Genomic DNA, 21044 nt, shown 5'->3' with positions numbered 1-21044 from the left:
GTTACTACTCTCAGATCATTTAGCCCGTTAGATATCCCTGACAGGACTTGGAGGAAAGCCCTCATCACTTTGGTCTGCTGCGCTTGCGATGCTCCCTCGTTCTGTTTTTATGATTATCTGGTTCGTAGGAGAGTAATTAACCGTGAGTGCATGCAACAGTGCCGTTAGTTGCGCCGTTTGTTCAAAGAGAGCCGGGATTCCGCAGGCAGTCGCGCCTTGATGTCGATGATGCGAACGCTGGGGTATCAGATTGGCCGATTCAAAGTCCGTAACCTGATGAAGGAATCCGGGTTGGCATCCAAACAGCCGGGCGCACACCGTTATAAGGTGCCCGGTCTGCACGACCGGATATTCCCGATCTGCTGGCCCGCAAATTTGATGTCCAGCAACTCAATCAGATGTGGCTATATCACCTAGGTTTGGGCAGGGGCTAGTTGGCATTATCTGGCTGTGATGCTCGACCTGCATACCCAGCGAGTTGTGGGCTGGACGATCTCTGGTAAGCCTGATGTAGATCTGGCCATCAAAGCTCTGGAGATGCCCTATCAGCAGCGGGCTTGTCAATCAGGGTGTGCTGTTTCACTCCGACCAGGGCAGCCAATAGGGCAGTCGGGCATTTCGGCAACGACAGTGGCGCTATCGCATGGCCTGGAGCATGAATCATGGTGGTAACTGCTGGGATAACGTCCCGATGGAGTTGCTGTTCAGAAGCTTGAAGTCACAGTGGCTCCCAGCAACGGGATACCTGAACCTGCGGGAAGCGAAGCTGGATATCAGCTATTACCTGATGGATTGCTAGGCGTTGTTGCCCAAATCGATGCAGCTTGAATGGAACTAGCTGAGGACTCGGTGATCTGCTCATCACCATCCTCTTCAAGTTTGCATCATGGGCATTTCGCTGCACCCCATCACCAACTGGCCTAAATACAACAAGTCTTTGATTCACCGTGGTTCACCCACTTTCTGGGTTGATGCCGAGGCCATGAGCAACTGGTTTCACCACGACTATCACGGACGGCAAGGCCGCAGCCAGTTCTACACCAACCAGACCATCTGTACCTTCCTGATGCTCAAGGGAATTTTCAACTTCACCCCGCGGGCCACTCGGGGACTACTCGACTCCCTGCTCGAGTTGAGGAATCTGGCGTTGTGCGCACCGGACTATAGCTGTGTCTGCAAGCGAGCCCGTATGGTGAAAGTGGCTTATCGCTCCCCCCAAGGGGACGCGTTACCGACTTGGTTATCGACTCAACCGGGCTGAAGGTGTTTGGTGAAGGTGAGTGAAAGGTCAGCAAACACTGCGCCGAAAAACGGCGAGTGTGGCGCAAGTTGCATCTGGCGGTAGATCCGGTGAGCCACGATATCGTGGCGGCGGAAGTCTCGCTGGGACATGTTTATGCGGATGGCGCCGACGACAGTAAAGCCAGCCATCAGCTTATCTAGCGCACAGGGGGCGACAGCCTGTATCCTGACTAGCGAAAGCACGGCGTTATGGAAAAGGGACACCCGAGAAATGATGCTGTGTTGTGATGCGCAAGGAAGGGCTAGCGGACTGGAAGAAGATATCGGGGTATCACCGTCGCTCGCTGGCCGAGACGGTGATGTATCGGTTCAAGCAGTTGTTGGCGGGGAAAATCAGTCTGCGTAACTAAACGGCCAAGTGGGAGAAGTCATGGCGTATGTAAGCGCCATAAACAAACTCAATACCCTGGGTCTACCTGTCAGAAAACCCCGAGTGTTGCGGTCACCAGGGGCTGGGGAAGTCATGACTTGCTGGGGGATTTGGGCAACAACGCCGATTACTACAACTGGCGGCATCCACATCAACACAATTACGGGGTCACGCCAGCAAAAGCCGAGGATCCGCCTAATCAAGAGTCCGGATTTAGTTGACCACTACAGACTGTGCTTGAGTTCATGTTACAATTTGTCAATCTTTCACTATCTACGTCAACCATATGCAAAACCAGAAAAGCAATAGGATTGATTTCGCAAACACTCTAAGAGGCTTTGCTGCATTAGCTGTAGTTATTTCACATTACTATGGCGTTTTTTGGTCAAGCCGTGCAGCTGTAGAGGTGTTAACAAATGCGCCAATGCTTCCCTTTGAAACGCATGCAATTCCTATTTATGTTTCATTATTAAACGCCTTTTCATTATTTAATTGGGGGGCATATGGTGTAGCATTATTTTTTATCATTAGTGGCTTCGTAATTCCATTTTCTTTGCAAAAAACAAGTTGGTTTGGTTTTACTATCAATCGAATGCTGCGAATTGTGCCAACATATATTGTAGGTTTTAGTATTACGTTGGTTGCCATTTTAATTAGCTCGCATTATTTTTCAAGGGAGTGGCCATTCACTACTCAAGAGGTATTGATTCATTACATACCTGGTATTAGAGATGTCTTATGGTCAAGAGGTATTGATGGAATAGTGTGGACGCTAGAGATAGAAATGAAGTTTTATTTTGTCTGTGCGTTATTGATTGTGCTATTTCGAAAGCAATCAACCATGGTTTTTTTAGCCCCGATATTTATCTTCATAGCATCGATTGTTATTAATAAGTATATTCCCGGTTGGGGTAATACGGATGCAAGGTTGTGGCAATTGGCAATGACCTTTATGACAGTGTCGCAATATATTATATATATGTTCATTGGGGTGGTGTTTCACTATGTCCAACGTGGTCGTATTGAAAGAGACAAAGCATATCTTTTAATTGGAGTGATTTTTTGCCTTTTCTGTTTGCAATGGTATATTGGCCCCGCAGCTGCCGGAATAACGGTAGCATGGAGCTATGCATTTGCATTGCTGACCTTCATTTTTGCATTTACGTATCAGGATTTTTTCAGGTCAAACAAGTTCTTCGATTTCCTGGCAGATATAAGCTACCCACTTTATGTGATACATGGTGTCGCTGGCTATGTAGCGCTTAGAATCTTACTCGATCTTGGCATGAAAGCTTGGGTTTCACTGTTGATTGTGACTGGTGGGTGCATATTTTTATCTTGGGTTTTACATAAGCTAGTGGAAAAGCCATCCCAACGAGTTGGTAAAAAATTGGCTGGCTACTTTATTATCAAAAAAAATGACTGTAGAGTTAATAATGAAGTGGCCGTTAGTCATTTAAATTAAGTCTATTAAGCTGCTGTACAGATCTAGTTATCACCTGACACCGGCCTCAAGCCGGTGTCTTGTTTACGCTACTTTAGAGCGCACTTCCTTCGGTAGCAATTTCAGACCCTTCTTGAACATGCTGTAGGGCGTCAGTCCCTCCATCATCCTGCCCTGATGCGGCCGCTGGGTGTTGTAGTGCGCCAGGCAGCTACCCAGGTCTGTCTGCATCTGCTCTACCGACTCATACCAGGTCGTCCTCCCCTTGATACGGAAGTGTTCATCCAGCAGTGTGCGATGCAGCCGTTCGATAAAGCCGTTGCTCTGCGGCCTGCGTACCTTGGTTGTCCGGTGCTCAATCCCCTCCAGTTGCAGGAACAGCTCGTAGGGATGATGGTCTGGGCGCCCACAGAACTCGCGCCCGTTATCCGACAGGATGGTATAGACCCGTGCCTCGTGGGCCTCGAAAAACGACTGTACCGTTTCATTGAGCACATAGACCGAGGTCACCGGCAGCTTGCTGGTGTAGAGCCGTCCCCAGGCGTGGCGGCTGTAGCAGTCCAGCACGGTTTGCAGATACACCTGCCAACCCCTTGGATCGCGCCGACGAAGAAGGTGCCGACAGCCACCAGTTCTCCGGTGTAGTGGACCTCAATCTGACGTTCTCGAAACTCTGGGCTGAGACGCTCGAACAGGCGAAGTTACTCGTCATTGAGCTCTTTGGCGAGCTCTGGCAGGCTGAGTTTTTCTCGTTGCAGGTCTACGGTGACTCCAGATAACACAGTAGGGGGCTCTGTTTTGTTATCCGGTTTGAAGCCATATGACCACTCCCTTTTGTGGACAACTGTCAGGTGAATACCAACTCCATACAGCCAGGGAGTGGCACCAGAGTCGGCTAGCCCTGCACCAGCGCGGCGGCGGCCACCTTGTGACGGGCAATAAGCTGCTCGATATCCAGCCCCTCGATGGCACCGTCCACCACCCGCCACTTGCCACCCACCATCACCCGATCGGCCCGCTCGGCGCCGCACAAGATCAGGGCCGCGATGGGATCGTGACTGCCGCTAAAGCGCAGGTCGTCGAGCTTGAACAGCGCCAGATCCGCCTGCTTGCCGGGCAGCAGCTCACCGAGATCGCCGCGCCCGAGCAGCCGGGCCGAGCCAGCGGTCGCCCACTCCAGCACCTTGCGCGGAGTAATGCGCTCGGCGCCGTAGCGCAGCCGCTGCAGATAGAGCGCCTGACGGGCCTCCTGCATCAGGTTCGAGGCATCGTTAGAGGCCGAGCCATCCACCCCGAGCCCCACCGGCGCACCGGCCGCCTCCAGATCCAGGGTCGGGCAGATGCCGGAGGCGAGCCGCATATTGGAGACCGGACAGTGGCACACCCCGGTGCCCGCCGCCCCCAGCCGCGCAATCTCGTCCGGATTGAAGTGGATGCCGTGGGCCAGCCAGGTGCGATCGCCAAGCCAGCCCACCTTTTCGAGATAATCGACGGTGCGCAGGCCAAAGCGTGCAAGGCAGAACGCCTCCTCATCCAGCGTCTCCGCCAGATGGGTGTGCAGCCGCACATCGAGCTCGGCCGCGAGTCTGGCGCTTTCCACCATGATCTCCTCGGTCACCGAGAAGGGGGAACAAGGGGCCAGCGCAATCTGGATCTGCGCCCCGGCGCCGCGCTCATGGTACTGGCGCACCAGCCGCAAGCTGTCATCGAGGATCTGCTGCTGCCCCTGCACCGTGTGGCGCGGCGGCAAGCCCCCCTCATCTTCGCCAAGGCTCATGGAGCCACGGGTCAGCATGGCGCGCATCCCCAGCTCACGCACCGCCGCCACCTGAATATCGATGGACTCCTCCATCCCGCGCGGGAAGAGGTAGTGGTGATCGGCCGCCGTGGTGCAACCCGAGAGCAGCAGCTCCGCCATCGCCACCTTGCTCGCCAGCGCCAGAGCGTCGGGCGTCAATCTGGCCCAGACCGGATAGAGAGTCTTGAGCCAAGGGAAGAGCGGCTGATTGACCACCGGCCCCCAGGCGCGGGTCAGGGTCTGGTAGAAGTGGTGGTGGGTATTGATAAGGCCCGGCAGCACCACATGGTCGCGGGCATCGAACAGCTGATCACACGGCCGGGCAGGCTGCTGGCCTGCTGCCAGCACTTCGCTTATCAGGCCGTTTTCAATCACCAGCCCGCCGCGGCCATCGACCGCTTCGGGGGTAAAGGTGGCAAGGGGGTTTTTAATCCAGATACGGGTAGCGGACATGGCCGACTCCTCCATCAGTGACACATAGGGGTGAGCCAGCTCAGTTATACCCTGTCTGCTGATCCAGAGGCGGCGGTCAGCGACCGCGGCCAACCCAGTCTAGGCATACGGCGCAAAAAGTCTGTGATCGCCATTTTGAATCAAGGTGATAGCAACGGATTGCCCAAGACGACCAACCGCGTAAGCTTTGCCCTGCAATTAATCAATCGGTGATTAACAAAAGCTTGTGCCAGCGCAAAAAAACCTCTGGTTTCTGATAGTTGCGTGATGGCCGCCATAGTTAAGCGCTCAATGAATCCGTAAGATATTTGGCGGCGCCTGTTGGCCCCTTTTCCCAAACCAAGGTCAACGGCGCAATGTGGCAGCGACAGTCAGGGGCGGTAGCGTCTTTCACGGAGACCAGCCGGTCTCCCGCCCCTGCGCCAAGGTGCGAGGGTTGCACCCTCGACTGGCGTTCCCGTCAGCCCCCGGGGCTGTGCCCATGCCACCATGCGGATGAGACATTGGGACAATTTGTAGGGTCGATTAGCGAAGCGTAATCGTCCGCGGTCACCATCCCCTCTCCCCTTGCGGGAGAGGGTTAGGGTGAGGGGTCACTAGCCTGATGGGCATGGCTTCGCCATGCAGGACACGAGGACTCCGTCCTCGACGGGGTTTCGCCGCCGCTGCGCGGCTTGGCGAGTGACTTTGGAAAGACCCGCTCTCTTTGGCAAATAACACCAAAAGTCTAATCCCCCACTTGTTCGCCCTCCTGCGTCGGGTTCCCTCTGTTCACAACAGGGGGCAACTCCCAACCCGCCGCACCGAGGTTGGTTAACAGCATCCGGTCTATTCGAGACTGTGATCGGGAGAGACGTTATCTCTGATCCGCCCCTCGCCCACTCTATTACGAGATTAGATTGTCGCACTTATGCAACAGGTGTCATCGACATGGTTGCCCAGGGGAAAAATAACTGTGAGTACAACAGCAAGCGGCACACATCCTTATCGGGGAACAGTTTTATATTGAAGGCCCGATAGTAAATATTTTTATAGTAGTAACCACCTTATTTACCGAAGAGCCGATTACGCTTCACGAATCTAATTAATAGCTCTTATAAAATAAGAATGCGCACTAATTTTAGTGTACATAAAACATGCTTTATACAATTTTATACTTTCATCTAAGCATCTAATAAAACCGAATTAAAGAGGACGTATGCACATTTCAAAGCTATCCCTAGTAAATTATAGAAATTTCAAGAACGCAAAGCTTTTATTTAATAATGGTATAAATACGATTATTGGCGAGAATGGCTCTGGCAAAACTAATTTATTCCGAGCGATGAGACTTTTACTTGATAATTCAATGCCTCGCTCGGCCACACTGCTTACCGAATTGGATTTTTGCAGATCATTAGGTGACTGGCGTGGCCACTGGATCGTCATTAGTCTTGAGTTTAATGACATTGCAAGTGATGAAACTAGTCAGTCACTATTTCTTCATGGTGTAGGAAACGCGGAAGATGATGTTGTTACCAGAGCAACGTACAATCTAATATTCAGACCTAAAGCAAATATTCGCCAAGCCTTAGCGCAGCTTCCAATTGGGGATGTAGTAGCCATGCAAAGCTATTTGGAAAGCATAGCTATTGATGACTATGAAACCGTTCTCACCGGAAAAAGCACCGCTAATTTCAATGACCCAGCAGTATACAGAAACATAGTCGGTGATTTCGATAGAGTAGTTTTCCCTAGAGGATTAAATAACCCAGATATCGGTATACGCTTACCTAACATCCTCAATATGCCTAATGAAGTTTCGTTTACTTTTATTAAAGCACTCAGGGATGTAGTTTCGGACTTTCATAGCAACCGAACCAACCCTTTGCTCACACTTTTAAAAAGTAAATCAGGTGATATCAGTCAAGCTGATTTCCAACCAATTGCTAATTTGATTGGTAGATTAAATAATGAAATTGAAGGTCTATTAGATATTTGTAAAGTTCGTGATGATATAGTTACCACTATCAGTGATACTGTTGGCGATACATATTCACCTAACTCAATCTCTATTCGTTCTAGTTTAACAGATGAATCTGACAAGCTATTCCAGTCATTAAAGCTCTTTATTGCAGAGTCGAATGATGGCTATGAAGGAACTATCCATGAAATGAGCTTAGGTGGTGCTAATCTATTATTTCTTACATTAAAAATACTGGAATTCAAATACCAGAAGGCCAATCAATCAATTGCAAATTTTTTGTTAATTGAAGAACCGGAAGCGCATATCCACACTCATATTCAAAAGTCCCTTTTCGACAATGTTAGCTATGAAGACACCCAGATAATATATTCAACTCACTCATCACACATATCAGAAGTGAGTAATATTAAGAATATGAACATCATTGGTTTTGTTGATGGCTGCAGTGAAGTATTTCAGCCATCAGTAGGACTCGATGAAGAGAAAGTGGGATTCGTCCAACGTTACCTTGATGCCATTCGTAGTAACTTATTGTTTGCTCGAAGTGTTGTTTTAGTTGAAGGAGATGCCGAAGAAATCCTGATTCCTGTTCTAATTAAGAAAGTTTTAGGATTGAGCTTGGACGAAATTGGTATTACTCTAGTAAATATCAGAAGCACTGGTTTCGAGAATATTGCAATGTTGTTTAATAATGAAAGAATAAAAAAGAGGTGCAGTATTATAACAGACCTAGACAAGGCCTTTTTTGATACTACAATCCTTCAGCAAGATAGTGATACAGATAAAAAGAAAAAAGAAAAAGCCCTCGGTTCTCAAGAAGCTGGACTTGCTCGAAAAATAAGACTTGATGCCTTCTGTCAAAATAATCCTTGGATTTCAACTTTTTATGCAGATCATACGTTTGAAGTTGATTTCATAAAATCCTCTAACAGTTGTTACCTCAAGCTAATCGTCAATGATGTCTACGTTCAGCAAGCTACGATAAATACTTCTATTACTGAACTATCTTCAACCGATATCGCAATATCAGGTTCAAGAGCATTAACTATGGCAAACTACCAAGGTAAAGGTTGGTTTGCTCTCACACTAGGAAAAGTCATTGATTTTAAAGTAAATATCCCTAAGTACATTTTAGATGCTATCAAGTTTGCGCACGGTGACTTCAATACAGGACTTATTTTCAAAATTATTAAGCACCGTTATGACTCTGTCATTGAACATGTCAAATTTGGCAGAGAAACCATCGAGAGGCTGAATTTAGAGGGTGATGCAGCTCTAGTGCAACAATGGGAAACATACTTGACTCCATATGAGAATGGCTTGGCCATATTCACTCCAAAACTGGAAGCATTTAGTCCAGCTGATGGCGATATAAATGCACTCAAGACAGATCTAATAAACGATTTACCTTATGAGAGAAATGGTATATTGACAAGGATCTAATTATGTTTGTGTGGGATAAAAGTGATCTAAATGATGAGCAAGTAGCGGCAATTAGCGAACCGAATAATGTTTTCTTAATTGCATGTCCAGGAAGTGGTAAAACGAGAACACTTACCTACAAAATTGCTTTTGAGCTTTCAAGTTTAAAGGACTCTAAAAAGTGGGTCGTCGCCATTACCTACACGCATAGGGCGGCTGATGAGATTCGCGATCGAATTGAGATTCTTGGTGTAGATACATCTCAGTTGTGGATAGGAACTATTCATGCGTTTTGTTTAGAATGGATATTGAAACCATATGGCATATACCATGATAAGCTAAAAAATGGATTTAAAATAATTAACTCTTATGACTCTGAAGAAATAATATCAGCGATATGCGCTAGTATTCGCACAGCACGAATTAACTATGGAGAGTGCAGTCATTACTACACACCTCGTGGATTAACTTTGACTAGTGCTGGAAATAATTATTTACTAGCAAGACAGGTATTAGATAGATATCACAACCATCTTGAAAAAAACAATCAAATTGACTTTGAACAAATTTTATATTTCACTCATGAAATCCTATCTAACAACTCATCTATTGCTAAGATACTAGCAAATTTGTTTTCATATATATTCATTGATGAATACCAAGACACCAAAGAAATACAGTATTCAATAGTTTCAAGCATTATAAAATCTAGACCAGGTCGGGTAAGAGCATTCATTGTCGGCGATCCAAACCAAGCTATCTATGGCTCGCTTGGAGGCTACGCAATAGCACAACAAGAACTAGAGCAGTTAGCCGAAGTACCATTTACTGCCATGGCATTAAATAAAAATTATAGAAGCTCTAGAAAGATAATCGACTATTATCGTAACTTTAATGTTTTCCCTAGTGAGACTATCTCAGAAGGACAACTTCAGGATTACCCAAGCATTATTACTTATGACAAAATTACTCATAAGGATAGCCTCGTTGAACAAATCAGCAGGCATATTGAACACAACATTAATCATCTTGGTATTTTGGAGAGGGAAATTTGTATCATTGCACCTTGGTGGATGCACTTGGCTTCACTAACTCGTAGTTTGGTAAATAGATTACCTCAATATAATTTTGATGGCCCAGGTTTAGTACCTTTCTCAAGGGACATTGATAATTTTTGGTTCAAGTTGACTCAAATAATCCTAACAGAACCATCACCAAATATGTATGTTAAGCGCCTTCGGTGGGCAGCGGATGTCTTATATGACCTAGAACTTTCGCTGGTCGATGTTCATTTGCTAACACCCAAGAAGTTACTGAAGACGATTAACTCTATTTTTATAGATGAAGATGATGGTCTAACGTATCTTCGCATTTTCTTTGAAGAGCTTTTTAGTGAACTTGACATAGATTTCACATTATATCCCATGTTAAAGGAACATCACGAATCGTTTTTCAATAGTTCACAGAATAGGATTGAACGACTAAATAATGAAAATGGATTGTTTGCAACAGACATTGACGCTTTTCGAAAAACATTTAAACCCAGAACCGGAATAAAAGTGTCAACAATACATGGAGTAAAGGGAGATGAATATGATGTTGTTATCTCCTTCGGCCTTCTTCAAGGCCTAGTACCTAACTTCAATGACCTTTCTGTTGAAAGTGCCAAAAAATTGCTCTATGTAGTTGCCTCTAGAGCCAGAAAGAACCTATACCTTATTTCAGAAACGGGAAGGATGTTTGGTTATGGTCAAAATCGAAGATCGCGACAACCTACAGAAATCCTACAGCAGCTGAATTTTATATATGATCAAAATTGAATACGATACATATGAATTATAATATTTTCCAACTACCTGTCTCATAATAAAAACAGCTGCCTCGGCTGAGGTTTTTATATACCTTATTTCTATTTCCCCAACCCCTTGCACTGCTCGCCCCCGATTTGGCGCGAGAACAAGGATGTTCGAAGCGGGCTTTGGCCGAAGCCATGGATGGCGTAGGCCAAAGTGCCGTCTGCGGCGCTCCGTCCGACCCGTTGGACGAGACGAGGGAACCCGCGAAGCGGGCGGGTTGCCGGGGGAGAAGGCTTTTGGTGTTATTTGCCAAAGAGAGCGGGTCTTTCAAAAGTCACTCGCCCCAGCCCGAAGGGCGGGCGAAACACCTTCGAGGGCAAGGCCCTCGCGTCCTGCATGGCGAAGCCATGCCATTAAGGCGTATGACGATATTCAGCCGAGAAATGACGTTAGCCCCCCTCACCCTAACCCTCTCCCGCAAGGGGAGAGGGGATCAGAGCGCAGGCCACCGAGGCTTAAGAGGTGTCGAGGGAAGAGACACAAACAAAAACCGCAGCCCAAGGGCTGCGGTTTTTTTATTGGCTCAACCTGTTGGCTCCAGACACCAACAGGCCAACCGGCCTTAGGCACGGCGCCAGCTGGTCTTGCCGGCGCTGTCTTCCAGCACTATGCCCATCTCGGTGAGACGGTTGCGGGCGGCATCGGCAGCAGCCCAGTTCTTGTCGGCACGGGCCTGATTGCGTTCGGCGATCAGGCGCTCGATCTCGGCAACCTCTTCGTCCGCTTCGTCACCCTTGAGGAAGGCCTCGGGGTCTTGCTGCAGGATGCCAAGCACGGCGCCCAGCTCGCGCAGACGGGCGCCCAGCGCGGCGGCAACGGCCATGTCTTCACCCTTCTGGCGGTTGATCTCGCGCACCAGATCGAACAGGGCGGAGTAGGCTTCCGGGGTGTTGAAGTCGTCGTCCATCGCCTCTTTGAAGCGAGCCACCTGCTCGTCGCCACCGGCAGCAGCGGCCACCGGCAGATCGCGCAGGGCGGTGTACATGCGCTCCAGCGCGGCGCGGGCTTGCTTGAGGTTATCTTCCGAGTAGTTGAGCTGGCTGCGGTAGTGGCCAGACATCAGGAAGTAACGGACGGTTTCGGCGTCGTAGTGAGCCAGCACGTCGCGGATGGTGAAGAAGTTGCCAAGGGATTTGGACATCTTCTCTTTATCCACCATCACCATGCCGCTGTGCATCCAGGTGTTGACGTAGTCGCCACCGTGGGCGCAGCAGGACTGGGCGATCTCGTTCTCGTGGTGCGGGAACTGCAGATCGGAGCCGCCGCCGTGGATGTCGAAGTGGTTGCCAAGGTGCTTGGAGTTCATGGCGGAGCACTCGATGTGCCAGCCAGGACGGCCCGGGCCCCAGGGGCTTTCCCAGGTCGGCTCGCCCGGTTTGGACATCTTCCACAGCACGAAGTCGAGCGGGTTGCGCTTGGCATCCACCACGTCAACGCGGGCACCGGCTTGCAGCTGCTCCAGATCCTGCCCGGAGAGCTTGCCGTAATCGGCGTAGGATTCGACGATAAACATCACATCGCCGTTATCCGCCACGTAGGCGTGCTCTTTTTCCAGCAGGGATTGCACCAGCTCGATGATCTCTTCGATGTGCTGGGTGGCGCGCGGTTCGATATCCGGGCGCACCATGCCGAGGGCGTCGAAGTCGGCGTGCATGTCGCCAATCAGACGCTCGGTCAGCTCGTCGCAGGTCACTTGGGTCTCGGCGGCACGCTTGATGATCTTGTCATCCACGTCGGTGATGTTGCGCACGTAGGTGAGGTCATAACCTGCGTAACGCAGGTAGCGAGCGACCACATCAAAAGCGACGAAGGTGCGGCCGTGGCCGATATGACAGTGATCGTAGATGGTGACACCACACACATACATGCCCACCTTGCCCGGGTGGATAGGTTTGAATTCTTCTTTTTGACGAGTGAGTGTGTTGTATATCTTCAGCATCTTCTAACCACTGCCTGTGAGTAAAATGGTTGGTCATGATACCCCGTTCAGGGGCAGAAAACGAGGCAGAAAACGTGGCCAATCCCGCCTGCCAGCACGGTTACGGCGCCAGAGAGACTATGCCGCCAGCCCCTGATGGGCTAGAATTGCCACCACTTTATGCCATACACCAGCGGACACTTCGTCGTCCGCATCAAATGAAAGGACATATCATGGTCACTCTGCACACCAATCACGGCGACATCACCCTCACCCTGAATGCTGAAAAAGCCCCGGAAACCGTGGCCAACTTCCTGCAATACTGCCGTGACGGTCACTACGACAACACCATCTTCCACCGCGTTATCGACGGCTTCATGATCCAGGGCGGCGGCTATGCTCCGGGCTTTGAAGAGAAAGACACCCGCGCCCCCATCAAGAACGAAGCGGCCAATGGTCTGTCCAACAAGATCGGCACCATCGCCATGGCTCGCACCATGGAGCCGCACTCTGCCAGCGCCCAGTTCTTCATCAACGTGAACAACAACGACTTCCTCGACTTCAAATCCGCCACCACTCAGGGCTTCGGCTACTGCGTATTCGGTGAAGTGACCGCCGGCATGGACGTGGTCAACAAGATCAAGGGCGTCAAGACCGGCAACTACGGCCGTATCCACCAGGACGTTCCGACCGAAGACGTGGTGATCACCAAGGTGACCCTTGCTGACTGATCTCTGCCGACTCGGCACTGACAAAACTGCGGCCCCGGCCGCAGTTTTTCCATCTGCCTCCCCCACTGCCAGCCCAAACTGGCGCCGCCTCGACTATCTGGCCCACGGCAACCCGCGCCAGCGCTCGGCCCATGCCCTGCTCACCGCCGGTGTGTGGGATGAGCTGGCAGCGCAGTGCGCCGATCTGGCGCTGGTGAGCACGCTGGCCATCGGCCTCGATCGGCCGGGCAGCGATCTCGATATCCTCTGCCAGCATCCAGATCCCGCCGAGTTTGCCTCAACGCTCAAAGCTCAAGGTTGGCAAGCGAGCGCCAAGGACGACAATGTCTGGCTGCTGGAACGTACCTTTTCCTGCCTCGACCAGCACTTTGCCGATAGTAGTGCCGATAACGGTTGTGATAACCGCACCACCAGCTGGCCGCTGGAGCTCTATGTCACCCCAGCTCCCATCGAGATGCAGAACGGCTGGCGCCACCTCACCTTGATGGCGGCCCTGCTAGAGCGTTTTGGTGATGCCTTCTACCGTGACGTGCTACGTCTGCGCTTTGAAGAGGGACTAAAAGGGGAGGCGGCCATGTGCCGGTTGCTGGGGCTGGCGGGAGATCCTTATGAAGCGCTGCTGACGCTGGAGGGACGCAATCTTGCCGAGCTGGCATGGCAGCCGCCATCCCGTGACGATATCCATACCTCAACTGGCGCGATGGCGCCCGCAGCGCACTATTCGTCCCCTGTTGTGTCTACTACCTCTGCCACCCCTGTTTGCCCTGTTTCGACCGAGAGCCCGACCCCCACATCATGAGCACCCTCTTTATCAGTGACATTCACCTCTCTGCCCAGCGGCCCGATATGACCGCGGCACTGGTGCGCTTTCTCGAGCACGACGCCCCCGGCGCCGATGCCCTCTATGTGCTGGGGGATCTCTTCGAATTCTGGGTTGGCGATGATGACCCCAATCCGCTCCATCAACAGATGGCCGATGCCTTCTTGGCCCTGAGCCAGCAGAACGTGCCCATCTACTTTATCCACGGCAACCGCGACTTTCTGCTGGGCCAGCAGTTTGCCAAGCGCGCGGGGATGACCCTGCTGGGGGACCCCTGCGTGATCGACCTCTATGGGGAGCGGGTAGTGCTGAGCCACGGGGATCTGCTCTGCACCCTGGATGAGGGGTATCAGAAGTTTCGTCGCATCACCCAGCTCAAGTGGCTGCGCTGGCTCTTTTTGCGACTGCCGCTTGCCCGCCGTCAGGCCATCGCCTGCAAGATGCGCGGCCAAAGCCAGATGGAAAATGCTCACAAGAGCCAGATCATCATGGATGTGACGCCCGCGGCGGTGGACGAGATGCTGCGCGCCCATGACTGCCGGATGATGATCCACGGCCACACCCACAGACCCGCCATCCACGACTTCATCCTGGACGGTCACCCCGCGCGGCGCATCGTGCTGGGGGACTGGTTCGAGCAAGGCTCGGTGCTGGTCTGTCGCCCCGGCGAGCAGCGGCTGGAGATGCGGGCGCTGGCAACGATCGACCCCGCCGCTCAGCCATCCGTCTGACATCCCCCCTGTGCGGGTTGCAGGTAAAACCTGCGGCCCGGCGCCCCCCTGTAAACCCGGTGAACCGACGTAGAACGGCGAGTTCAGGTATGCCTATGGGCTGTTCGGCCCATCTGTACCGGTTCTGCTGCGCCAGCAAGGGCAGAAATCGACCAAAAAGCATGCAAGGTGCTGAAAATAAAGATAATTAACCATTCAATCGGCGTTGAAATAAACGAAACCGCTCATTAGACTACCGACTCCTCCCACCCGTCGTAACACAAGGAACGTATCAAACAATGAAAAAGACGGTTCTCACCCCCTTACTGGCGCTGTTGATCACAGGCTGTGGCGGCGGTGATGGCGAACAGGAAGAGACCCCTATCCGCCCCCCTGTCACCCCCAATTATTTCGAGGCATCCAGCCAGAGCAGCGCGGGCGGACAGTTGAACCCCACCAGCCTGCGGTTGGCGGCGGGTGAACAGGGGCGCTTCTCGGTACAGGCTGACAGCGGTTACCTCCTGACCGGGATAAGCGGCTGTGATGGCACCCTGGACGGCCTCACCTATACCACTGGCCCCATGCGCAGCGATTGCCAGATCTCGGCCAGCTTCACGCAGGAGAGTGCAGCCGTCTATTTCAACGCCACCACCCAAGCTTCTCTGGGAGGCGCGGTCAGTCCCGACTACCTGCGCCTGAATGCGGGTGAACAGGGGCGTTTCACCGTGCAGCCCGAGAGTGGCTTCGTGTTGGCAAACATCACAGGGTGTGAAGGCACCCTGACGGGTAACACCTACACCACAGGCCCCATGCGTGGTGATTGCCAAATCTCGGCCAGCTTTATCAGCGATGCCGCCAATGCCATTACCCGGGAAGATCATACCCTTGCCAGCGAGCAATCCCTGATCGCCCATGCCCGCGCGGCGATTGCTGACAGTGAGGCGCACCGCACCGAGCTGGTTCGCAGCCTCTATCAGGGGATGGCACAGATCAGCTGGAACCCGAGCCACGACTCCATCACCTTTTCCAGCTTCCAGCCTGAGAGCACGGTGACCCTGCTCCCCTCCAACATCAATGGCAAGGGGGAGAGCGAGATCCGGGGTCTGGTGATGGTCTCCGAGCAAGCCGATTACCGTCAGGCTGCCATGGGGGCGAACCTGTTTTCCGTTGACCGCACAGCGCAGAGCGAGGCGCTGCTCAAGGGGCTGATTGGCTGGCTGACCCGGGGCAAGGATAGCGATGGCCTGCGCATCATTACCACCCAGATGCCAAGCCGCGCCGATAGCGTCTATTTTCCCCACAACGAAGGCGTGCGGGACTGGCTCAAGGCGATCTATCCCGACAAGCACAGCATCAACCCGGCCAATGCCTGCGATTATCAGGCGCTGAGCAACTGTATCGACACCATGGCGCCGGAGCTTATCGTGATCAGCGATATCGACCGCCAGGGGCTGGGGTATCAGGGGATCGCAGAGGCGATCGCCAAGGCCAAAGCGGCCGGGATCCCGCTGCTGCTCTCCAACTATCGGCGCGATGCCAGCCCGCTGCTAAGCCCCCTCTATCTCGATATGGGGCTGGTCACCTGGGGCAACTACTGGTCAAAACTCAGAGCCAGCGATCTGGCAGTGAACACCATCATGGCACCCGACGCCCAGCTGATGGCGGTCGATACCCTGCTTGGCAACCTTCAGGATCGCAACTTCACGACCCAGTGGCTCGATAGCTGCGGCGGCAACTTTATCAATTGCGGTGGCTCGGAGAGCTTCAACCAGCAGTTCAAGCAGGGGGCCGACTGGCTGAGAAATGGGGCCATCACCCTCGACAAGGCCGGGATCAGCCCCTTTGCCCGTGACGGCGTGACACTGTTGCCCGCCACCCTGCTGCTGGCCGACAAATACCGTGCCGCCATCGACTACCCCATCGCCTGGGATGAGCATCAATCCTGGCAGCAGGCGATGTTTGCCGACTGGCTGGTGAGCTATGCCCGCACTCGTACCCCGGCCCAACCCGATCTGGGGGAGTACGTCACCGAGCGCAGCAAGGTAGTGAAGGGACAAGCGACTCACTATGCCTATCCCGCAACGCTCACCGACAGTCGGCGCATTGCGGTTCCCTACAGCGGGCAGTGGACCACCACCGGCTGGTATGCCCTGCCGGGACAAACCATCACCCTGAGACGCACCGATAACGCCGATGTGTCCGCTACCGTCCGACTCAACTACCACAGGCCCAACACCAATCGCGCCTATGAGCAGAAGATCTATCGAGCCCCGCTGGAGCTGACCACCGGACGACTGATCTTGGCCAAGGGGGGCAGCGTCACCTTCACCTCGCCCTATGGCGGCCCTATCTACCTCTATCTGGAAGGGGCGGCTGCATCGCTGGCCGTCCAGGTGAGCGCCACGGGCGTCACCCGTCATCCGGCCATCATGGATTTCAGTGATGAGCAGCAGATCCGCGAGTTCAACGAGCGGCTGGAACAAACCGAGCTGCCCCATATCGATCTGCGGGCCGATGGCGCAGAACAGCATCTGCGCCGGGATCGCTTCACCAAGGCGGTGGGTGGCGTCATCCCCGACACCAATGCCCTGCTCGACAGCATCGCCCGGGATCACATCAATGGTGTCTACACCCTGGCGGGCCTGAAAATTCAGGGCAAGGGGCTCGATGAGTCGCTGCCTGCGGATGTTAAAAACGCCTGCGTGGCACTGTTGGGGGAGGGGTGTCTCGATGAATCGCTCCATACCCGCACCATCATCCAGCATGCCAACTATGACCAGAATGCCCATTGCGGCAGCGGTTGCAGCGGCAACCCGTGGGACTCTTCCGGCAGCATCAGCCCGACCGGCTGGCTCGACAATCACGAGCTGGGCCACAACCTGCAGACCAACCGGTTGAACGTGCAGTACGCTGCGGCAGACGATGCCGACAACTGGAGTGGCTACGGCAGCCGGGCGGGGGAAAACTCCAACAACATCTTCCCTTATGTGGTGAAGTGGCGCGCCCATTATCTGAGAGATGGCAACACGGCGCCCATCAAGGATGGACACATGAATCACAAGGATCTCTTCTATGTGTTCATGTCTGATGCGGCGCAGGTACGGGACAGGAGTGGCAACCGCGTCGTGCTCGGGGCCAACTGCAAGGTGCTCGATACCGGCGAGAGTCGCTACGAAGCCCCCTGGAAGAGCAATGCCTACGCCGTCCACAACGGCTATCGCATGGCGTTTTATATCCAGATGGCATTACGCGCCCACCGTATGCTCCTGACTGATGGCACCCGGCTGAACGATGGCTTCACTCTCTTCACCCTGCTCTATCAGCATTCACGGATCTTCGGCGCGGCAGCCGACAGTGAAGCGCAGTGGAATGCCAACAAGGATAGGCTCGGCTTTAGCCTGTTCCCCTACTCGGGGCATGCGGTCTATGGCGGCAAACGGGTGCGCGATATACCGGGCAATGACTTTATGCTGGTTGCACTCAGTCGGCTCACCGGCTGGGACTGGCGCAATCACTTCGATCTGCTTGGCCTGCGTTACTCCAGCCTCGCGGTCGCTCAGGTGCAGGCCAACCAGCGTTATGGCAGCCTGCCGATGGGGATGTATGTGCTGGAGGATGACCTGCCCCCAGCCAACATGAGCGAAGGCGTCACATTCCTGCCGCTCTCTGAAAGCGACGGATCCACCCTCTGGCCCCGCAACAGCGGCTCGCCAAGCGCCTGCCCAACACCCTGAATCCGGTCATCACGATAACCACAACAAGCGCCCGGCAGGGCGCTTGTTGTTTATCCAGCCTTTGGCCCCATAGTGGATGCCGAGAAGGTTGGGGAGTCTGCGTGGAGAAGAACGAGCCGAAAATGTGTAAGCCTGTGTAAGGACTAGACACATCTCTGGCCCATCCACGCAGCCATGTTACAGCACCGTCATCTGACCGGCATAGAGGATGAAGTAGCGCAGCAGCAAGATCCCCACCAGGCTCAGGCTGCAGACCAGCACCAGGTGGGAGCGCTGGAGCTGGCGAGCTGGCGAGCTGAACAGCCCCAACAGTTGGGGAAGCAGGATGCCGATGCCAATCACGCCAAACCAGAAGACCTGCGACCAGAAGCCGCCGCCTATGGCCGCCCACATCGCTGCCTCCCGCTGGCCGCCACCGAAGTAGAGGCCGGTGAAGAAGCAGACCAGCAAGAAGATCTCGATAGCCACGATGGGACGCTCGAAGCGGTGCACAAAGCTCACCCCCTTGCTATGGCTGCTCTCCTTGAACAGAGTCACCGCCAGCAAGATGGTGGAGGCGACCCCCGAGCTGATACCGGATACCAGAAACAGCGCCGGCAGGATCGGGTTGTTGAGCATGGGGTAGGTCTTGAGCGCCGAGAGCAGGAAGCCGGTATAGGCCCCCAGCAGTACGGCCAGCAACAACAACAGGGGAGTAAGCAGTCGCTCGATCTGTGCCATCTTGCCTATCAGGGTATCGATGAAGGCGAACCTGTCCGCCAGCAGGTGCCGCCGCAACCCCTCGATCTCGGCTCTGAAGACCACCGCCAGCCAGGCAAACAACACCGTCATATAGACCTGAAACAGCATGACCCCCATCGACATCACGGAATCGAACTGATAGTGGAACATCAGCTTCCAGAAAGTCCAGGGTCGCGCCAGGTGGAAGATGAGGATCAGCAGCCCCAGTATCACGCTGAGCGGGGCCAGAATTGCGGTCGCCCTGATGATGCCGCTCTCGCTGCCGGCCCCGCGCTGGCGCAACAGCACCGAGAGGGTGACTGAACCGGCGGAGATCCCCAGCAGAAAGAGGTAGATGGCGATGGGACCATCCCAGACCAGTGAGTCGAAGTGAAATGCGTTATGCCACATGGTACATACCTCCCGTTTCGCTACTCACCATCTGCAGAGGGATACCGTCATGATGCGGGTTATGAGGACTCATGATTTTACCTCCCCTTTCGGTACCCGATACATCTTGGGCGAGGTGCCGAGGAACTGTTTGTAGCGATAGGTGGTTTCATGCACCAGCCGTCTGGCGATCGGGCTGTGAGGATCATCCAGATTGCCGAACACCAGCGCCTTGGTAGGGCAGGCTTCGACACAGGCGGGTTGCTTGCCGTTTGCCAGATTGGTTTTGCGGCAAAAGTCGCACTTGTCGGCAATGCGGGTGACCGGGTTGATAAAGCGTACCTGATAAGGGCAGGCCGCCAGACAGTAGCGGCAGCCGACACAGAGATCGGGGTTAATGTCGACGATGCCATCCTCGGCCCGGATATGGGATGCACCCGTCGGGCAGACATGCACACAGGGGGCGTTATCACAGTGCTGGCAGGACTTGCGGAAAAACCGGTACTCCTGATCCAGATATTCACCCACAGGGCCGGAGCGCAGGATCTGCAGGCGGGCTACCCCTTGTGGCACCTGATTGACTTCCCGGCAGGCATCCATGCAGGCGGTACAACCGATGCAGGCTGTCTCATCGTGGATCATGCCGTAGCGCACCCCCCCGATGGTCATGCTGTTGGCCAGGGCGCGGGGCGACCCCGTCATCAGGATCAAGGCGCTGGCACTCATCCCCACCATAAACTCGCGACGGGTCGTGCTCATGCGCCCTCCTTGGCCGCGGCTTGCTGCCTGGCCTCATGCTGCTTGCTGTGGCAGTCGACGCACAGCTTGATGCGGGCCTTCTCGGGGATGCCGACCATGGGCTCTTTGGCCGGGTGCAACTGATGGCAGCTGGTGCAGGTCACGCGAGTCGCATGCACGTCGTGAGCCCACAGCGCCTTGCGCAGATCATCGGGCTCATGGCAGCTCATGCAGACGCCGTTTTGCTGGCTGAGCGGGAAGGCATCGTCGCCAAAGCGCATCACGTCGACAATGCCGCCACGCTGTTTGCGGTGCTGGGCTGACGGGTTGCCGTGACAGTTGGTACAGGTCACCGCTTCATTGGTATTGGGGTTGGTGACACTGGCATGCTTGCCATGCATCCCCTCGTTTCCGTCGTGGCACTTGTCACACTTGGCGAAACGGGCGGCCGCTTTTTTCTCGGCTGCGGCTTTCTTCGCGGCTTTGGCCTGGCGTGCGGCCAGTGCATCGGCGGCACTGCTATCGGCCACAGTGCTGACGGCAGCAGACGCTGGTTCGACGGCGGTCGCTGCGAGGGCAAACTCGCTTGCACCCAGACAGATCGTGGCAAGCAAGGCCCACTGCATTATTTTTTTCATACTGGACTCCGGATCAAAGAGGTTCAGCGGCGTT

12 protein-coding genes and 3 pseudogenes are annotated in these 21044 nt (G+C 53.7%); 9 read left to right on the top strand and 6 right to left on the bottom strand.

Annotated elements, in window-relative coordinates; genetic code table 11:
• Window positions 1-57: 57 nt before the first annotated feature.
• The 3 genes and pseudogenes from G5358_RS02365 to G5358_RS02355 form a co-directional block, all read left to right on the top strand.
• Window positions 58-793: pseudogene (locus G5358_RS02365) on the top strand (IS3 family transposase); the annotation flags it as partial.
• Between the two features lie 93 nt (window positions 794-886).
• Window positions 887-1738 (top strand): annotated as a pseudogene (locus G5358_RS02360) (IS5 family transposase); the annotation flags it as partial.
• A 220-nt stretch (window positions 1739-1958) separates the two neighbouring features.
• Entirely contained in the window at window positions 1959-3137 is a 1179-nt protein-coding gene (locus G5358_RS02355) for an acyltransferase family protein (RefSeq protein ID WP_216953306.1), read from the top strand.
• 63 nt (window positions 3138-3200) lie between these two features.
• Here the strand turns inward: G5358_RS02355 and G5358_RS02350 are convergent.
• A pseudogene (locus tag G5358_RS02350) lies at window positions 3201-3835 on the bottom strand (integrase core domain-containing protein); the annotation flags it as partial.
• Window positions 3836-4011: 176 nt separating this feature from the next.
• Entirely contained in the window at window positions 4012-5367 is a 1356-nt protein-coding gene (locus tag G5358_RS02345) for an 8-oxoguanine deaminase (protein WP_421323527.1), read from the bottom strand.
• Between the two features lie 1198 nt (window positions 5368-6565).
• Between G5358_RS02345 and G5358_RS02340 the strand changes: the two genes are divergently transcribed.
• Together G5358_RS02340 and G5358_RS02335 are read left to right on the top strand one after the other, a co-directional pair.
• Window positions 6566-8776 carry an ATP-dependent nuclease gene (locus G5358_RS02340; RefSeq protein ID WP_421323526.1) on the top strand — a complete coding sequence of 737 codons (2211 nt, stop codon included), beginning with the start codon at window positions 6566-6568 and terminating at the stop codon, window positions 8774-8776.
• A 2-nt stretch (window positions 8777-8778) separates the two neighbouring features.
• On the top strand, window positions 8779-10575 hold the full coding sequence (locus tag G5358_RS02335) for a UvrD-helicase domain-containing protein (RefSeq protein WP_421323525.1): 1797 nt from the start codon (window positions 8779-8781) through the stop codon (window positions 10573-10575).
• A gap of 598 nt (window positions 10576-11173) precedes the next feature.
• Here the strand turns inward: G5358_RS02335 and cysS are convergent.
• Window positions 11174-12550 (bottom strand): cysteine--tRNA ligase, encoded by a 1377-nt coding sequence (cysS, locus tag G5358_RS02330; protein WP_041208491.1) that lies wholly within the window; start codon window positions 12548-12550, stop codon window positions 11174-11176.
• 212 nt (window positions 12551-12762) lie between these two features.
• Between cysS and G5358_RS02325 the strand changes: the two genes are divergently transcribed.
• The 4 genes from G5358_RS02325 to G5358_RS02310 all read left to right on the top strand — a co-directional run bounded on the left by G5358_RS02325 (window position 12763) and on the right by G5358_RS02310 (window position 18524).
• Window positions 12763-13260 (top strand): peptidylprolyl isomerase, encoded by a 498-nt coding sequence (locus tag G5358_RS02325; protein ID WP_033115878.1) that lies wholly within the window; start codon window positions 12763-12765, stop codon window positions 13258-13260.
• Window positions 13250-14059, top strand: coding sequence for a DUF4269 domain-containing protein (locus tag G5358_RS02320; protein WP_421323524.1), 810 nt, complete (start codon window positions 13250-13252; stop codon window positions 14057-14059). Before G5358_RS02325 ends, G5358_RS02320 begins: the two co-directional genes overlap by 11 nt.
• Window positions 14056-14811, top strand: coding sequence for a UDP-2,3-diacylglucosamine diphosphatase (gene lpxH / locus G5358_RS02315; protein WP_421323523.1), 756 nt, complete (start codon window positions 14056-14058; stop codon window positions 14809-14811). Before G5358_RS02320 ends, lpxH begins: the two co-directional genes overlap by 4 nt.
• A gap of 278 nt (window positions 14812-15089) precedes the next feature.
• On the top strand, window positions 15090-18524 hold the full coding sequence (locus G5358_RS02310; protein ID WP_421323522.1) for an ImpA family metalloprotease: 3435 nt from the start codon (window positions 15090-15092) through the stop codon (window positions 18522-18524).
• Between the two features lie 177 nt (window positions 18525-18701).
• Here G5358_RS02310 and nrfD read toward each other — a convergent pair whose 3' ends face one another.
• From nrfD to nrfB, 3 genes are all read right to left on the bottom strand, one after another.
• Entirely contained in the window at window positions 18702-19655 is a 954-nt protein-coding gene (gene nrfD, locus G5358_RS02305; protein ID WP_421323521.1) for a cytochrome c nitrite reductase subunit NrfD, read from the bottom strand.
• A 69-nt stretch (window positions 19656-19724) separates the two neighbouring features.
• On the bottom strand, window positions 19725-20393 hold the full coding sequence (netC, locus tag G5358_RS02300; RefSeq protein WP_421323520.1) for an Nrf-like electron transfer protein NetC: 669 nt from the start codon (window positions 20391-20393) through the stop codon (window positions 19725-19727).
• The gene (gene nrfB / locus G5358_RS02295; RefSeq protein WP_005346804.1) at window positions 20390-21010 is read right to left on the bottom strand and encodes a cytochrome c nitrite reductase pentaheme subunit; all 621 of its coding nucleotides are present in this window, start codon (window positions 21008-21010) and stop codon (window positions 20390-20392) included. Before nrfB ends, netC begins: the two co-directional genes overlap by 4 nt.
• Window positions 21011-21044: the final 34 nt, after the last annotated feature.

Origin of the sequence: Aeromonas sp. 604176 (assembly GCF_049170755.1) — a bacterium.
In the GTDB taxonomy this organism is placed as follows: domain Bacteria; phylum Pseudomonadota; class Gammaproteobacteria; order Enterobacterales; family Aeromonadaceae; genus Aeromonas; species Aeromonas veronii_A.
The sequence above is the reverse complement of the archived record's forward strand: the minus strand, read 5'-3'. Positions and strand labels throughout refer to the sequence as shown.

What these genes read in the sequence shown, in the direction of transcription:
- G5358_RS02355 (WP_216953306.1), top strand. Translation starts at nt 1,959, where the DNA reads ATGCAAAACCAGAAAAGCAATAGGATTGATTTCGCAAACACTCTAAGA.
- G5358_RS02345 (WP_421323527.1), bottom strand. Translation starts at nt 5,367, where the DNA reads ATGTCCGCTACCCGTATCTGGATTAAAAACCCCCTTGCCACCTTTACC.
- G5358_RS02340 (WP_421323526.1), top strand. Translation starts at nt 6,566, where the DNA reads ATGCACATTTCAAAGCTATCCCTAGTAAATTATAGAAATTTCAAGAAC.
- G5358_RS02335 (WP_421323525.1), top strand. Translation starts at nt 8,779, where the DNA reads ATGTTTGTGTGGGATAAAAGTGATCTAAATGATGAGCAAGTAGCGGCA.
- cysS (WP_041208491.1), bottom strand. Translation starts at nt 12,550, where the DNA reads ATGCTGAAGATATACAACACACTCACTCGTCAAAAAGAAGAATTCAAA.
- G5358_RS02325 (WP_033115878.1), top strand. Translation starts at nt 12,763, where the DNA reads ATGGTCACTCTGCACACCAATCACGGCGACATCACCCTCACCCTGAAT.
- lpxH (WP_421323523.1), top strand. Translation starts at nt 14,056, where the DNA reads ATGAGCACCCTCTTTATCAGTGACATTCACCTCTCTGCCCAGCGGCCC.
- G5358_RS02310 (WP_421323522.1), top strand. Translation starts at nt 15,090, where the DNA reads ATGAAAAAGACGGTTCTCACCCCCTTACTGGCGCTGTTGATCACAGGC.
- nrfD (WP_421323521.1), bottom strand. Translation starts at nt 19,655, where the DNA reads ATGTGGCATAACGCATTTCACTTCGACTCACTGGTCTGGGATGGTCCC.
- netC (WP_421323520.1), bottom strand. Translation starts at nt 20,393, where the DNA reads ATGAGCACGACCCGTCGCGAGTTTATGGTGGGGATGAGTGCCAGCGCC.
- nrfB (WP_005346804.1), bottom strand. Translation starts at nt 21,010, where the DNA reads ATGAAAAAAATAATGCAGTGGGCCTTGCTTGCCACGATCTGTCTGGGT.